Here is a 13,758-nt window from a genome sequence, read left to right as displayed (position 1 = left end):
GTAAGAAGGTCCGGAGCGGCGGCCATGACGACCATCAACTTCCGCGTCTCCTAGTTTCTTGGTTCTGCGAATGAGGTGGGAGCTGCACGGCGCCAAGCCGTTCGTCTCCAAGCCAGGGATCCGGCCGAAGCGCGTGTAGCGGAAGATCCTCGGTTGTTTTCGCCAGATCGATTTCGTGGATATGGACGGCTTGCGCGCCATGCCGAACCAGAATTTCCTGGGCGGCGGCTTCCATTTCAGGGGAGCGGACACGGACCCACATCACAAGACCATTCCATTCGGCGATATTCTCCAGGCCCATGTATCGCTCACGCAACAAGCGCCGCCGCACACGGAACACGGCGATGCCCGCTGCGGCAAGGCCGCACAGGACAGCCACAATAGCGATCAGCAGCGGCGCGAGCCCCCAAGCAACGAGCAATGCTGCAACAATGACGGCCGCCGCGCAGCCGGCGACACTTCCTGCAACGGCTTCGGCGCCGATCAGATCATCGCTGCCCGTGAACGGTTGCCGCGGGGCCGTCGGCAGGTCGGCGAGGTCGGCGGGTGGGATCACCTGATAGTTGAGGCGCCGTCCGAGCTCGTCGCTCGAGGCGCTAACATCGACGTCCGCTCGGTCGACGCCGGTCATCAGCAGGTCCTGGGCTGCGAGTTCGAGCGCCTTCTTGGAATGAAAGACGCCCGTGACTTCGCGGGTTCGCGTTCTGTCAAGAACGTCGTACGATGTTCCCGCCATCGTCGTGTTCCGCTTACGAAGTATAGTGGAACTCGGTGAGGTTCTTCAGCGCCTCTTTCGACGCGCCCGGCAGCGTGATCTTTTGTCCCTTGTCGTCAATCACGAGGCTTTCGTAAGGCACTGCTATGAGGTGTCCGCCGAGACCGAGGAAGCCGCCGACTTGCAAGATCGCGAAATTCAGCTGCTTCTTGTCGGAGATCACGTCGTCAAGGGTCCCGATTTTCTCGGATTTATCGTTGACAACGCTGTTGCCGAGCAGCTTGCTCATTCGATAACCCTGCCCCACGACCGCAAGGTCAACTTTTACAAGGGCAACTCCGGCCTGCGGCAGGGCCGGGCTCGCCGCGAAAGCAAGCATGGCCGCGAGACTGAGCCAGACAAGCGTATTGAGACTCGAACGGGGGTCTCGACGGCAGGATGCAGCAGAAGCCGCTTCGCGTTCGCGGTTCGAGTGTTGGAAGATGCTGAAGGCGATCATGACTCTCTCCTGACGTTGGGTTGGCTTTGGTTCATTACGCCAAGCGATCCGTGGGTTGCGCTGACCGTTGTCAATGGAATGCCTAACAAAGCGAGGCTCGCGCATTACTCAGACATGGCTGTCGGCGGTGATGCGCAACTGAATGGCGGAGACGAGCGAAGCAAAATCATAGGCGCCGTCGTGCCGCACGCCGTTGATGAAGAAAGCCGGCGTGCCGTTTACGCCGCTGCGCACGCCGCCCATGAAATCGCCGCGAACCTTGTTTCTGTACCGTCCCGTTGCGAGGGCGTCGCGCAGCTCGATTTCCGGAAGTCGAAGCTTCTCGGCGATCATGAATATGGTTGGGACGCTCAAAATGCTCTGATTCTCGAACAATGCGTCATGCATTTCCCAGAACAGGCCGGCAGCGCCCGCAAATTCTGCGCTCTCGGCAGCGATCCCGGCAATGGGATGCACCTCCGCTAGAGGGAAATGGCGAAAGACGAATCGCAGTGAGTCACGGAAATGGGCCTGCACCTGATTGACGATAGGATGGGCCATGCCGCAATGCGGGCACTGATAGTCGCCGTACTCGACCAGGGTGATAGCCGCCGTCATCGGTCCGCGAACGTGATCACTCTTGCTGATGGGCGTCTTCAAGGTGACCATGGGCGTTCGCCTTCTTCGAGAGTTGCTCGAGCGCGTCGAGAATGCCATCTGCGCCGGGATTGACGGCGATCGGAGAACAATAGCTCCACGCGATCATGCCCTCGCGATCCAGCACAAACAGCGCGCGTTCGCAGACGCCCTCGGTGGCGCGATAAGCCCCGTATTTCCTGGCGAGCTCCCCCTTGGGCTCAAAGTCTGCGAGCAGGGGGAAATGGAGGTTGCGATGGCGTGCAAAGGCTGCGTGGCACCAGACGCCGTCAACCGAGATTCCCAAGATTTCTGCATCGTGCTTGTGAAACTCCGTCAGAAGCTCGTTGTACAGCGCGACCTGATCGCCGCACACCGGAGACCAGTCCGCGGGGTAGAAGACGATGATGACATTCCTTCCCCTGAGATCCGACAGAGTCAGGTTCTGATCGGGCGTTACCCGCAGCGTAAAGTCCGGGGCGACAGTGCCGGCACTCAGGATCGATGCCATCAGTTGTTCTCGCGTGAGCTTGATGCCGAGTTCTTTCCTAGCCGTGCAGCCCCAGGGCGTCACTGACTGCAGTCAATTTCCAGTTTCGGAAAGTAGAGCTGCGGCGCCGCGGCCGATTACGTAATTTTACGATACGCAAGTTTGCTGAATTGGTGGATCAGCGGCGCTATGAAAAGGTTGATATTGCCCGTAGGAACAACGCGAAACGGAAGAACAGAAAAAGGAAGGGCGCGGCCATGAAGGCGAAAACGCACGCTTTGGGCTACTACCGGCGGATGCTAGCCGTACAGGACCACGCGCTGAAGCGAGTGGATGAGCATGCCAAGATCCTGCTGTTTGCGAGGAACCAGGAAATTCCGATTGATTCGGAGCCGATGGCCCATTGGTACTACGTGATTTCGGGCGCGGTCCGGCGTTCCGCGATCCGTTCAGACGGGCGGCGGCAGATTCTGGACTTGATGCTGCCGGGCGATTTCTTCGTCGTCGTCAATAGAAACGACAATCTGACGGTTGAGGCGATCGCCGAGAACACGGCGCTGGCAAGTTACCCCGGTCAAAGGGTTGAGCAGCTGGCGCAACACGACACCGGGTTTGCCCGCGAGGTTCGCGATGTCGCGTTCCAGGCTCTGTCTCGAATTCAGGACCAGTTGCTGATTATCGGCGGCGTGACGGCCGTCGAAAAAGTGGGCTCATTCCTGCTTGCGCTGGCGAGCCGTTCGTCGGATGGCGCGGGTCAGGTCGTATTACCACTGACGCGCTACGACATCGCCGAGTATCTCGCAGTATCGGTCGAAACCGTTTGCCGCTCTTTCACCAGCCTGCAACAACGCGGGGCGATCAGGCTGGCGGGAAAACGCACGGTCAGGATCGTCAATCGAAATGTCTCGAGGAAGAAAGCGATAACGAATTCCTGCGGAAGCTCGGTGGCAGCAATTCCGGATTGACCCCGCTCCAGGCGAGCCCTTCAGGCTGGATGGCCACGAGCTTAGCCGCGCCATGATGCCGAGGCGCTGCCCCCCTGCAAGCTAACGCATGATGCGCGCACGGCGGATCCCGATCGTGCGCACGCTGCGCCCGAGCTGGTGAGCGATCACCTTATTGGAACGACCGCCAATTAATCCTTCCAGGACTTCGCGTTCGCGCGGACTAAAGCTGTCGACGCGCCGCGTGGCATCGGCGATCCCTTCGGCACGAATAGATGCGTCTGCGCCGGCGAAGGCGGCCTCGATGGCGCCTGGGTCTGAGGACCGATCAACGGCCGCCGCGGCGAAGGCCCTTTCGGGTAGGCGGGCCGCCTCGCGTTAAGGTGGTCCACCAGGGCTGACACCGCCAAGCTGGTCACTCGCCGGGAAGCTTTAGCTGGATTATGCTTTGGTCCAGAAACTCTGCACCATGCGCCTTCTAGGCATCACTAGCCAGACGGTCTTTGTGGCGGGCCGGGTTGGCCTGCGTGTGCGTCATAAAAATGTACGTTATGCCGGGGTTCCCGCCGCATTGGGTGTGACCGCGTGCTGATGCCGAGAGCGGAGCTGGAACGACAGAATGATCAAAGAGATACCAAATACGAGCGCATAGGCGCCCATCCACCACGTGAGCACGACCGCACCGATTAGCGGCATAGCGACCAGCAGCGCCCCGTAAATCAGCGAACACACTCCGCCGAGCACCAACCACCACCGTCCATGACTCGTGTTCAGGCGGAACCCGGCCGCCATCATCAATCCACCCGAAATGATTGCCCATGCAGCGACTAAGAGCACGAACGCGACCACGGTGAGGCCGGGCCAGAGGACGGCGGCGATGCCAACAGCGATGTTGAGGAGACCCTCGAAGATCAAGATGCCCCATTGATCCCGGCGGCGCATCGCACGGACCGCGGAAACGATGCCTGCCGCTCCGTCAACCAGCATATAGGCCGAGAACAAGAGTACCAGGGACAACATGGTTGGTCCGGGAAACAACAGCGCAATCAAGCCAAACAGGACTCCGACGACGCCGCGAACCGTGAAGAGCCACCAGTTCCGCGCGAGCCCATCGCTGGCAGCGACGGATGCGGTATCAAAGGCTGAATTCATTGTGGTGCTGGCCATGGCATTCTCCCAACTCGCGACTGCTTTGTGTGATTACTTCGCCAACACCATAGCCCACCGGCCGCTAGCTGCGCCCTGACGACTGTCAACCCATTGGCCGTTTGTCCGAGTCAGAAGTGCAAAGTTGATGGCCATCAACTCCGCCAATGGCGGCGTGCGCGATGATAGTAGAGAGCTTTCGTTGAGCCGCGATCGGAGCGCGATTTGGCTGGTCAGACAAGTATTAGTACCCTTCGAATCGCGTGTGCGGTGATCATGCGGACCATCGTGCTTTCGGTCTTGTGATTGCTCGCTGTCAGGCGTGAGTGCAATATCTTCACGGCACTCAACCTGGGCTCCCCTGATCCAGGTGACGGCCCCATCCACGGCTGGGCCTGCCCTAACGTGATGCGCTGACCAGCTGCTAATAGATTGTTCGCGTGCTCCATCAGCTGCAGGGAGGCTGACTTCCCGTTCCGAAATGGTTGGCGCAGTTTCCGATGGCGGGTGAATACGTCGATACATGATGGCGGAACAATCTCGGCAACCGCAAGAGCTCCGCGAGTGACTTGGTCAGCTCCACATTGAAAGCACTACGATGCGGTCCCGGCGTTCTCAGTGGCTGACATAAACCGGCAGCTTTGCGAGCGCAGTGCGGCTTGCGCCCGGCAGAACGGCATAGTCATGCATATCGTCAAGCTTGAATTGACGGAGTGGAACGGCCACGAGGTGGCCAAACAGGCCCGTCGAATCGTCTACCGCAACGACCACATAAATATTGCCGTCTTTGCCAAAGATGAAGTCGCTGATCCTTCCGATCCTGTCGTGCTTGTCGCCGACCACCGACCGGAGCTTGAGCGCGTCGGCACTATAACCTGTGGAGACTTCCGTTGCCTCCAGAGGCGTCAGCCCGATCTCTTGTGCCGCCGCGTAATCGATCGGCTTCGAAAACGTTATGACGGCCAAGATGGCTACCTGGAGCAACGGGAGGTGGAGCGGCTTCATCAAAAGTCCTTTCGTCTTCAGAATTGCGCCAGGCGGTGGCGAGGCATTAGTGATCCTGCCGATCGTGGTTGCCGGCCGTTGACCCAGTGGTGGCCGGCTCGGTGACAATTTCGGATATCAGCTTGGTGTCGGGGTCGATGAGCAGGATACGATCCGGGAGTTTGACAAAGAGCAGTTCTTTCGTCTCGGGGACTTGGTCACCAACGTTCTGCGGCATGGATTGCGCGGACATAGAATCCGGAACCTTGTCACCGACTTGCGGCTGCACGCCCGATGGCGCAGCTTGCGCGGGCGTGCTGGCGAGGCTGCTGCTGACCATCTGTTGCTTTACCGGGTTCAGGTTCGGGTGAGCGTTGTTGCTCTGAGCGTCGTTCACGCTCTGAGCTAGGCCGGCACCGGCGCTGCCAAGAAGGGCGAGTATTGCCCCAGAAAAGAGAAGTCGTTTCATCGTAGTCTCCTTGATTGTGAAGGATCCGAGCCTTTCCTTTCGGCGCGTCCCATCATTGAATGCGCGGCGCAGGGATCGAGCCTTGATCGTTGTCAGCCGTCGTCAGCATTTTTTTTGAGAGCCCGCCAGAGCGAGCAGCGCTTCGTGAGCGCCCTCAATGAAACGACCCTCACGCAGTCGGCCCAGCTGGCTGCCGTTTAAACTAATGTGCGATGAGCAGGGGGATCGGCGAACGGCGCAGGATCCGACTGGTCGTGCTGCCCGGCAACAATTCATGCAGGCGCGAGTGGCCGTAGCTGCCCATCACCAGCAAGTTTGCACCAAGCGCGCGGCACTCTGCGACCAGCACGTCGGCGGTCTCGTCTTCCTCGCCGACTGCGCGATATTTTACGGCATTTATACCATGATGGCGGAGGTGAAGCACGGCATCATTGGCCTTCAACGCGTCGGAGTCGGTTTGATGTTTACCTTGGATGACCAGCACGCCAACCTTGCTGGCTTGCTGCAGATAGGGCAGGGCTTCGGCGAGCGCCCGCGCCGACTCCCGGCTTCCGTTCCAGGCCACAATGGCGTTGTCCAGCGGCGTCAGTCCCTTCCAGTCGTCAGGAACCAGAAACAGATGACGCCCGGTTCCGTACAGAAGATTTTCGATCAGCTCTTCCGGTTCCTTGGCTCGGCCGTTCGGGCGGAGAGCCACGAAGGCGTCGCCGGTACGCGCCACGAGCAGAGCGGCATCGGGAATGTCAGTATCGCTGCCTACGTCAAACCGGCGCAGGTTGGTTGGCCGTTCAAGCCGTGTGAGGCGCTGAAACACTATGGTTTCAGAAGCGTCACCGGCTTCCTTGGCGGCGCGCAGCCCTTTGGCGTCGACACCATCGAGCCCGTCCGGGATGTGCGACGACAGAACGTTAAAAAATAGCCCGGTGATATGGCTGTCGAAGATTTCGGCGATCTGGTTGGCGGCTGCCAGACGTGCATCGTCCCCAGACGTTCCATCCAGCTGAACCATGACGTCCTTGATCGTCGTCATTGGCGACCTCACACCTTGATATCGAGTTCGAATGACTTGATCAGAGCTGTCGACAGTGCGACTGGATCAACTGTGACTACGCGAAATGTGTGGAGTTTGCCGTCCTGTCCGGTGATCGAGACGTACTCGCCCGGAAAAAATGCGTGTGTGCCGAACTTGTATCCGGCCTCGTCATCGTCATCGTCGACGGAACTGTAGGTAAAAACCCAGCGACCGTGCTCGGCCCCGCCAGGCTTGTGGACGAGATAACCGATCTCGTCGTCTTCGCCTTCCCAAAATCGCCGAACGCGACAGTAGCCCCGATACTTTCTCCACCGCACCGGGTCGATGTGCCCTTGTCGATCGAGGGGTGCGATAAAATCATATCCATGGCGCGACGAGCCGTCGGGAAAATCCCTGGAGCGGGCAAGAGTCAGCAGGATGCGGTCGAGGTCAGATAGTTCAACCAACGCTTCCATGGTGCGATCCCTGATATTTCATTCGAGCAACCAGCCTCGGACCGGCGGAGAACACTATGACAGTTGTCAAATCAACACGCGTTAATTGCGGGACTCGTCCCTGGAACGGCGGGCGGTGTGCGGCGGCGCTGACAGTTGATGGCCGTCAACGTGTGCTGGGGCATCCGTTGTAGCCTCTGGGCAAGAGGATCGTCAGGTATTATGCAACTTCATGAATTCATACCGAGCGATGACGGCGGCGAACTTCGGGCGATCGGGAAGTTAGAGCCGGCTTTCGATTCAGGCGCCCGGGCCGTCGCCCAAGCCGCGATTGCGATCGCAGTAATTCTTTTGGCGCTCTGGGTCGCGCGCGAGTTCCTGGTGGCGCTGACTTGGGCAGCGTTGATCGCCATCACAACCTGGCCGGTCTACATTCGTTTCGCGCAACTGATCTCTGGTCGTCGTTCGTCATTTTTGGCGCCGTTGCTCTTTACGCTCCTGACCGGTCTTGTTCTGCTTGTGCCCGTGATCTTGGCGGCGCATCAGATCGCACAGGGAAGCGACGCCTTCATACGCGCGCTCAACCGTCTGCGTGAGAGTGGAATTGCAGTCCCGGGCTGGCTCGCGCAGCTGCCTATCGCCGGCCAGTATCTCGATCGCTGGTGGCGCACCAACCTCAGCAATCCCGATGTTCTGGTGGGATGGCTTCACGGTGTGAATATCGAAAATATCACGTCTTGGACCGGCGCGCTCGGGGGCGCGTTGGTGCATCGTCTGCTTCTTTTTACAATTACGTTGATCGCACTGTTTCTAGTGCTCCGCGATGGCGTCTGGCTGGCAGATCGCGTACTGACCACCGCTGGCGGCTTACTCGGAGATCCCGGGACACGCTTGATAAGCAGGATCGCCGATGCAATCCGCGCCACCGTGAACGGGACGATGGCGGCTGCGATCTTGAAAGGCGCCGCCATCGGTATCGCGTATGTCGCGATGGGAGTGCCGCATCCGCTTCTGTTCGCGGTTTTGACGACGGCGTTGGCGATGGTGCCTCTTGGCGCATGGATCGCGCTCACCACGGCTGCACTCATATTGGCTGCTCACAGCGGTACGTTGCTGGCGCCAGCGGGCCTGTTTGTTTTCGGCGCAGCGATCCTGCTGATCGGTGACAATTTCATTCACCCGGCACTGATCGGGGGTACTGCGCAGTTGCCCTTCCTGTTGGTGCTGATCGGAATTCTCGGCGGGATGCAATCGTTCGGATTGATCGGTCTCTTTCTTGGTCCGGTGATTATGGCGGCTCTGCTCACCGTGTGGCGTGAATGGATCGGCGTCGGGAATTGATGATCGAATAGATTGTCGAAGCACTCATCGTTTGGGTTCTACTGTTTCCGGTGTCCGCAACCCCCCGCAACTAAACCCGAATAAGAAAAGGACCGCACGGCCTGCGCCGGCGGTCCAAGTCAGGGAGGAAACGCCCGAGGAGGGCAGCGACAAAGGGATTGCCGCCAGCTTAGTCTTGCAAGTCAGAGTGCCACGTGCATTGACGGGGCTCAATTTCTGGTCGGTTTTGATTTCGCGCGGACGCATCACGACCGCGGCGGACGACGACGTCGGGCGTCTATCGTGTCAAGCTCCAGCTTGATCGATTGCCTTGTTCAAGGAGGCATGCTCCCGCGAGCCCGTTAGCCTCCGCGCAACATGGTCGCGCGTCTCCGGCCCGGTCCTTCAGAGACGCGGCTATTCCGAGATCGAATTTGATTGATGAGCCGTCGCCGATTCGGCCCAAGTCAGGGGCCGCGCACGAAATGGTGTCGCGTCTAGATCCTCCGCAATTGTCCGATTTGAACATACCGGTTCGCGACGGCGAGATTGGCTATCACCCGGTGCTTCAGTTGATGCCGCCACGGGCCGTCCGAGTGCCGGGAATCAATGACACCCATCATGGTGCCGATGATCCGCGCGACGCAATGTCACGAGAAACGAAGACTAATATGGAGGCATCGCATAGTGACCGATAGCGGCCTCAAAGCGAGATCGGACGCCGGGGAGCCTAGCACTGCCCGCACGACCTCTAGGCATTCGCCTCAGCTCGATCGGGAAAATCGCCGCGCGGACGCGCCTGACCGGCAGAAAGCACCGGGTGCGTTGCAGAGTCGTTGGCGTCGGCCTCTACTGATCATGGGTCCGGTCGCGCTGATCGTCGGAGCCTTGGGCCTCTATCTGACGACCGGCCGCTACGTCACGGAGGAAGACGCCTACGTCCAAGCCGTAAACGTTTCGGTCAGTCCGCAAGTCGCGGGCCAAGTCGTCGCCATCGCGGCAAAATCCAATACCGCTGTCAAAAAGGACGACCCGCTGTTCAACATTGACCCCGAGCCTTATCGGATCGCGCTGGCCAATGCCGAGGCGCAATTGGGCATCGCGCGTGACCAGGTCCGCAATCTGATCGAGATCTATCGCTCGCGGCTCAAACAGATCGATGAGGCCAAGGCGACGGTCGACTATGCGCAGACCAACTATGATCGTCAGCAACATCTTTTTGATACTGGTGCCGCACCCCGAGCCACGCTCGACACTGCGATACGAGACCTTCAGACCGCCAAAGCCACTCTGGCAAGCCTGGAGCGGGATGCCGCGGCGGCGCGGGCGCAACTTGGTGACAATCCGGACATGCCGACGGACCAGCAGGCCACCGTGAAACAGGCGCGGTCAGCTGTGGACGCGGCGGTACGCAATTTGCGACTCACCTCCATCGTCGCGCCGTTCGACGGCATTCCAAATAATGTCGAAAGTATTGCGCTCGGAGCTTTTCTGAATGCCGGCCAGTCAGCATTTCCTCTGGTATCGACCGATGATCTCTACATTGAGGCTAACATACGGGAGACCGACCTCACCTATGTGCGGCAAGGCAATCCGGCGCGCGTCACGCTCGACGCCTATCCCGATACGCCCCTCAATGCCAAGGCAATCACACTGGCCCCGGCAAGTGGTGCGCTATTTGCCCTGTTGCCGCCGCAAAATGCCACCGGCAACTGGGTCAAGGTCGTGCAGCGCATACCGGTTCGCCTTTCCTTCGATCGTCTTCCTGACGGCCTTGCATTGCGCGCCGGCATGAGCGTCAAGGTCTCGATCGATACCGGTCATCGGCGCTCGCTGAGGGAACTGTGGCGTAATATCGCTGCGATATTCGGGGCCTGACATGGCGAGTACACAGCCGACCAGCGCCGTCATCAACCGGCCGATGATTACCGCAACCGTCATGCTTGCAACCTTGATGCAGGCGCTCGACACCACGATCGCCAATGTCGCCCTGCCTTATATGCAGGGCAGCCTGTCGGCGACCAGCGACGAGATCAACTGGGTGCTGACTTCGTATATCGTGGCAGCTGCGATCATCACCCCGGCAACAGGTTGGCTCGAAGCGAGGTTCGGCCGCAAGCCGTTATTCCTGACGGCGGTGATCGGCTTCATCGTGACATCGATGCTGTGTGGCGCAGCCACGTCACTTACGCAGATCGTCGTCTTCCGGCTGCTGCAGGGCATTTTTGGCGCGCCGCTGGTGCCATTGTCGCAATCCGTGCTGCTCGACACCTATCCTTCCGAGCAGCAGGGTCGCGCGATGGCGGTGTTCGGCATCGGCGTGATGCTTGGACCTATTCTCGGGCCGACACTCGGCGGCTGGCTCACGGACTCCTACAGCTGGCGCTGGGTATTCTACGTCAACATGCCCTTTGGCGTGCTGTGCGCGCTCGGCATCCTGCTGTTTCTCGAACGGCGATCCGATCGCCCCCTGGCTGCACGGCTTGACTGGCTGGGTTTCGCAACACTTGGGCTCGGCATAGGCGCGATGCAACTCTTCCTCGATCGTGGCGAGCGGTTGGACTGGTTCGCTTCGCACGAAATCCAGGCCGAGGCCGCGCTTTGCGTGCTCGGCTTCTACCTCTTTGCAGTCCACTCCCTGTCGACGCCCGATCCTTTCGTCGATCTCGCGCTGTTCCGCGATCGTAACTTCGTGATCGGCATCATCCTGATATTTATCGTCGGCTTCGTTCTGCTGGCCACGCTGGCGATGTTGACGCCCTATCTTGAGAACCTCATGAACTATCCCGTAATGACGGCTGGCCTGGTCCTCGCGCCGCGCGGCGTTGGGACCATGGCGGCGATGACGATTGTTGGGCAACTCATGCGCTACATTGATCCGAGGCTCCTGATCGGCTTCGGCTTTGGAACAACCGGGCTCTCGCTCTATGTGATGACAGGCTTCACACCTGACGTGTCTCAGGGCACTCTGGTCCGCACCGGTCTGATCCAAGGTTTCGGCATCGGTTGCGTCTTCGTGCCTTTGGGCACGGTCGCTTTCGGCACGATCGCACCGACGTTACGCACGCAGGCAACCGGGCTGTTCAATCTGATGCGCAATATCGGGGCGAGCATCGGAATCTCCATCATGAGTTATCTGCTCGTGCGAAATGCGGCCATTACGCAGGCCGCGCTCGTGGAGCACGTTACGCCGTACCGGCAGGTGGTGCGCGACCACGCTCACCAGCTCAGTCTCGTCACTTTCGGCGGACGCGCGGTGCTCGCCCAAACAGTGGCCGCGCAGGCCGAAGCCGTGGCGTTCATCGACAATTTCAAGCTGATGATGTTCGTGTCGTTCCTGGCGATCCCGCTGGTGCTGCTGATACAACGTCCGTATCGATCGGCTGACAAGGAAGGTCCGTCGGGAAGCCATGCAACGAGGTGAGTCCGCAGCGTTTGTCGGAGAGTATGATGCTGCTCATGAAAGAACTGAGAGATGCCAGGCGGCGATTCAGGCTGCTGTCGCTGTATCAGCGGTTCGAACACATCGTTGTGCTGTTCCTGACCGCTTTGATCGCCGTCGTCATTGTTGCCGCCCTGTGGACCTTGAGCCTGAAGATTCTGTTCGGTCTTGTCCTCTCCGGAAGTCTCGACCCGTCCGACTATTCAGCCTTCCAAGCCGTGTTCGGAATGATCCTTACGGTGATCATTGCACTCGAGTTCAAGAAATCGCTGCTGGTGCTGGCCGAACGACGCGACATCATCATCCAGATCCGGTCAGTCGTCATGATTGCACTGCTCGCCGTCTGTCGAAAGGTGATCATTCTCGATCTCACGGAAACGGACGCGTTACACATCCTGGCATTCGCAGCCGCGATCCTAGCGCTCGGCATTGTTTGTTGGCTGATAGGCAATCTCGATCAGCGTACTCGTTAACCGGCCTACGGACCAGCGAACGCCTCGCTCGTCGTTCGCGGATGAAATCCGGCAGTTTTGCCAAGAAAGTGCCAGGCGGCTCGTCAGCGAAAGCCCACTTGGCAGATTGGCCCACGCCATCTTTGTTGATGGCAACTTAGTTCCAGAACGGGATAGATAGCATGCGTACGGCCTTCCTGTTTGATCTCGACGGCACCCTCGTTGATAGCGTCTATCAGCATGTTCTTGCATGGAAGGAGGCGCTCGATGCAGAGGGTATCGAACTCTCGGTTTGGCGTATCCATCGCAAGATAGGAATGAGCGGAGGTTTGTTTACCAGTCAGCTTCTTCGCGAAACCGGGATTGAAGTTTGCGCTGAACGCGTCGAGCGGCTTCGCCAAGCCCATGCGACCGCTTATCGGAAGCAGTCAGATCATATTCGACCTTTGCCTGGAGCTCGCGAATTGTTGAATTGGTTGTCGCAGGCCGACATTCCGTGGGCCATCGCGACCAGCGGCCGAATGGAAACCGCAGTCGTCAATCTGGCTTCGCTCGGTGTCGATCAGAATCTGATTCCAGTTGTGACACGTGATCAGGTCAAATATGCCAAGCCCGACCCCGACCTGTTTCTGGCAGCCGCCGAACGGCTGAGCATACCCATCGAAACCGCAGTGGTTGTTGGCGATAGTATCTGGGACATGTTGGCTGCGATCCGATGTCGCGCGTGGGATTGGGTCTTTTAAGCGGTGGCTATGGGCCCGACGAGTTGCGGCAATCCGGAGCGTTTCGCGTCTATGAGGATCCAGCAGATCTACTGAGCCGCATCGACGAGGTCGGAGGTCGACGCTAAAAGACGGGCGGCGAAGTCGCAAAATGACCTATCGGTCGTTGCAGGGGGCGTGCGGCGTGGGCTCTCCTGGTGGGCACTCCCGCGGCGAGGCACTTTGCGGTCTCGTTCCATTGCAGCCAGCGCGCCCATCAAGGTTAGATACGAGCTCCGGGTACTGAAAGTTGGACCTGGTATCCTTCCCGAACGGCCGATGAAGCAGCAGCAACGGCTGCCTCGAAAGCGGCTTCCTTGGTGTGGTATCTGCCTATCGGTTCACCGTCGTGCTTGACGCGCCAGATACCGCCCGAACCAACAACTTCGTAACTGGCTATCCCCATGATGCATCTCCGATTTGCGCGCGCTCCACAAAGGGGCGGGCAAACGTA

At 59.3% G+C, this 13,758-nt stretch carries 16 protein-coding genes and 1 pseudogene; 6 read left to right on the top strand and 11 right to left on the bottom strand.

What is annotated here, in order from left to right; translation table 11 throughout:
* Positions 1-34: 34 nt before the first annotated feature.
* The 4 genes from ALC15_RS02350 to ALC15_RS02335 all read right to left on the bottom strand — a co-directional run bounded on the left by ALC15_RS02350 (position 35) and on the right by ALC15_RS02335 (position 2,340).
* Complete coding sequence (locus tag ALC15_RS02350) at positions 35-736, bottom strand: hypothetical protein (protein ID WP_050625901.1); 702 nt, start codon at positions 734-736, stop codon at positions 35-37.
* Between the two features lie 13 nt (positions 737-749).
* The gene (locus tag ALC15_RS02345) at positions 750-1,214 is read right to left on the bottom strand and encodes a PRC-barrel domain-containing protein (protein ID WP_050625900.1); all 465 of its coding nucleotides are present in this window, start codon (positions 1,212-1,214) and stop codon (positions 750-752) included.
* Between the two features lie 108 nt (positions 1,215-1,322).
* Complete coding sequence (locus ALC15_RS02340; protein WP_050625899.1) at positions 1,323-1,862, bottom strand: DsbA family protein; 540 nt, start codon at positions 1,860-1,862, stop codon at positions 1,323-1,325.
* Positions 1,828-2,340 carry a redoxin domain-containing protein gene (locus tag ALC15_RS02335; RefSeq protein WP_050626093.1) on the bottom strand — a complete coding sequence of 171 codons (513 nt, stop codon included), beginning with the start codon at positions 2,338-2,340 and terminating at the stop codon, positions 1,828-1,830. Before ALC15_RS02335 ends, ALC15_RS02340 begins: the two co-directional genes overlap by 35 nt.
* A gap of 236 nt (positions 2,341-2,576) precedes the next feature.
* On the opposite strand from ALC15_RS02335, the gene ALC15_RS02330 reads away from it, so the two are divergent.
* A complete protein-coding gene (locus tag ALC15_RS02330; RefSeq protein WP_128089411.1) occupies positions 2,577-3,284 on the top strand; it encodes a helix-turn-helix domain-containing protein in 708 nt (235 codons plus the stop codon).
* A gap of 81 nt (positions 3,285-3,365) precedes the next feature.
* Here the strand turns inward: ALC15_RS02330 and ALC15_RS47100 are convergent, their stop codons facing one another.
* From ALC15_RS47100 to ALC15_RS02305, 6 genes are all read right to left on the bottom strand, one after another.
* On the bottom strand, positions 3,366-3,521 hold the full coding sequence (locus ALC15_RS47100) for a LuxR C-terminal-related transcriptional regulator (RefSeq protein ID WP_283806233.1): 156 nt from the start codon (positions 3,519-3,521) through the stop codon (positions 3,366-3,368).
* A 291-nt stretch (positions 3,522-3,812) separates the two neighbouring features.
* On the bottom strand, positions 3,813-4,430 hold the full coding sequence (locus ALC15_RS02325) for an HdeD family acid-resistance protein (protein ID WP_050625897.1): 618 nt from the start codon (positions 4,428-4,430) through the stop codon (positions 3,813-3,815).
* 594 nt (positions 4,431-5,024) lie between these two features.
* A complete protein-coding gene (locus ALC15_RS02320; protein WP_050625896.1) occupies positions 5,025-5,414 on the bottom strand; it encodes a PRC-barrel domain-containing protein in 390 nt (129 codons plus the stop codon).
* Positions 5,415-5,460: 46 nt separating this feature from the next.
* Positions 5,461-5,862 carry a hypothetical protein gene (locus tag ALC15_RS02315; protein ID WP_050625895.1) on the bottom strand — a complete coding sequence of 134 codons (402 nt, stop codon included), beginning with the start codon at positions 5,860-5,862 and terminating at the stop codon, positions 5,461-5,463.
* 202 nt (positions 5,863-6,064) lie between these two features.
* Positions 6,065-6,892: a universal stress protein gene (locus ALC15_RS02310; RefSeq protein ID WP_050625894.1), complete on the bottom strand. Its 828-nt coding sequence runs from the start codon at positions 6,890-6,892 to the stop codon at positions 6,065-6,067.
* 8 nt (positions 6,893-6,900) lie between these two features.
* Complete coding sequence (locus tag ALC15_RS02305; protein WP_050625893.1) at positions 6,901-7,350, bottom strand: LSm family protein; 450 nt, start codon at positions 7,348-7,350, stop codon at positions 6,901-6,903.
* Positions 7,351-7,488: 138 nt separating this feature from the next.
* On the opposite strand from ALC15_RS02305, the gene ALC15_RS02300 reads away from it, so the two are divergent.
* From ALC15_RS02300 to ALC15_RS02280, 5 genes and pseudogenes are all read left to right on the top strand, one after another.
* Positions 7,489-8,670: an AI-2E family transporter gene (locus tag ALC15_RS02300; RefSeq protein ID WP_094193615.1), complete on the top strand. Its 1,182-nt coding sequence runs from the start codon at positions 7,489-7,491 to the stop codon at positions 8,668-8,670.
* A gap of 837 nt (positions 8,671-9,507) precedes the next feature.
* Positions 9,508-10,527, top strand: coding sequence for an HlyD family secretion protein (locus ALC15_RS02295; RefSeq protein ID WP_050625891.1), 1,020 nt, complete (start codon positions 9,508-9,510; stop codon positions 10,525-10,527).
* Between the two features lies 1 nt (position 10,528).
* On the top strand, positions 10,529-12,073 hold the full coding sequence (locus tag ALC15_RS02290; protein WP_050625890.1) for a DHA2 family efflux MFS transporter permease subunit: 1,545 nt from the start codon (positions 10,529-10,531) through the stop codon (positions 12,071-12,073).
* 26 nt (positions 12,074-12,099) lie between these two features.
* Positions 12,100-12,564 carry a phosphate-starvation-inducible PsiE family protein gene (locus ALC15_RS02285; RefSeq protein ID WP_094193646.1) on the top strand — a complete coding sequence of 155 codons (465 nt, stop codon included), beginning with the start codon at positions 12,100-12,102 and terminating at the stop codon, positions 12,562-12,564.
* A 161-nt stretch (positions 12,565-12,725) separates the two neighbouring features.
* A pseudogene (locus ALC15_RS02280) lies at positions 12,726-13,393 on the top strand (HAD family hydrolase).
* A 134-nt stretch (positions 13,394-13,527) separates the two neighbouring features.
* Here the strand turns inward: ALC15_RS02280 and ALC15_RS41360 are convergent.
* Positions 13,528-13,710 carry a DUF2188 domain-containing protein gene (locus ALC15_RS41360; RefSeq protein ID WP_094193613.1) on the bottom strand — a complete coding sequence of 61 codons (183 nt, stop codon included), beginning with the start codon at positions 13,708-13,710 and terminating at the stop codon, positions 13,528-13,530.
* Between the last annotated feature and the right edge of the window lie 48 nt (positions 13,711-13,758).

The organism is Bradyrhizobium viridifuturi (assembly GCF_001238275.1).
In the GTDB taxonomy this organism is placed as follows: domain Bacteria; phylum Pseudomonadota; class Alphaproteobacteria; order Rhizobiales; family Xanthobacteraceae; genus Bradyrhizobium; species Bradyrhizobium viridifuturi.
This window is presented reverse-complemented; position numbering and strand designations above follow the sequence as displayed.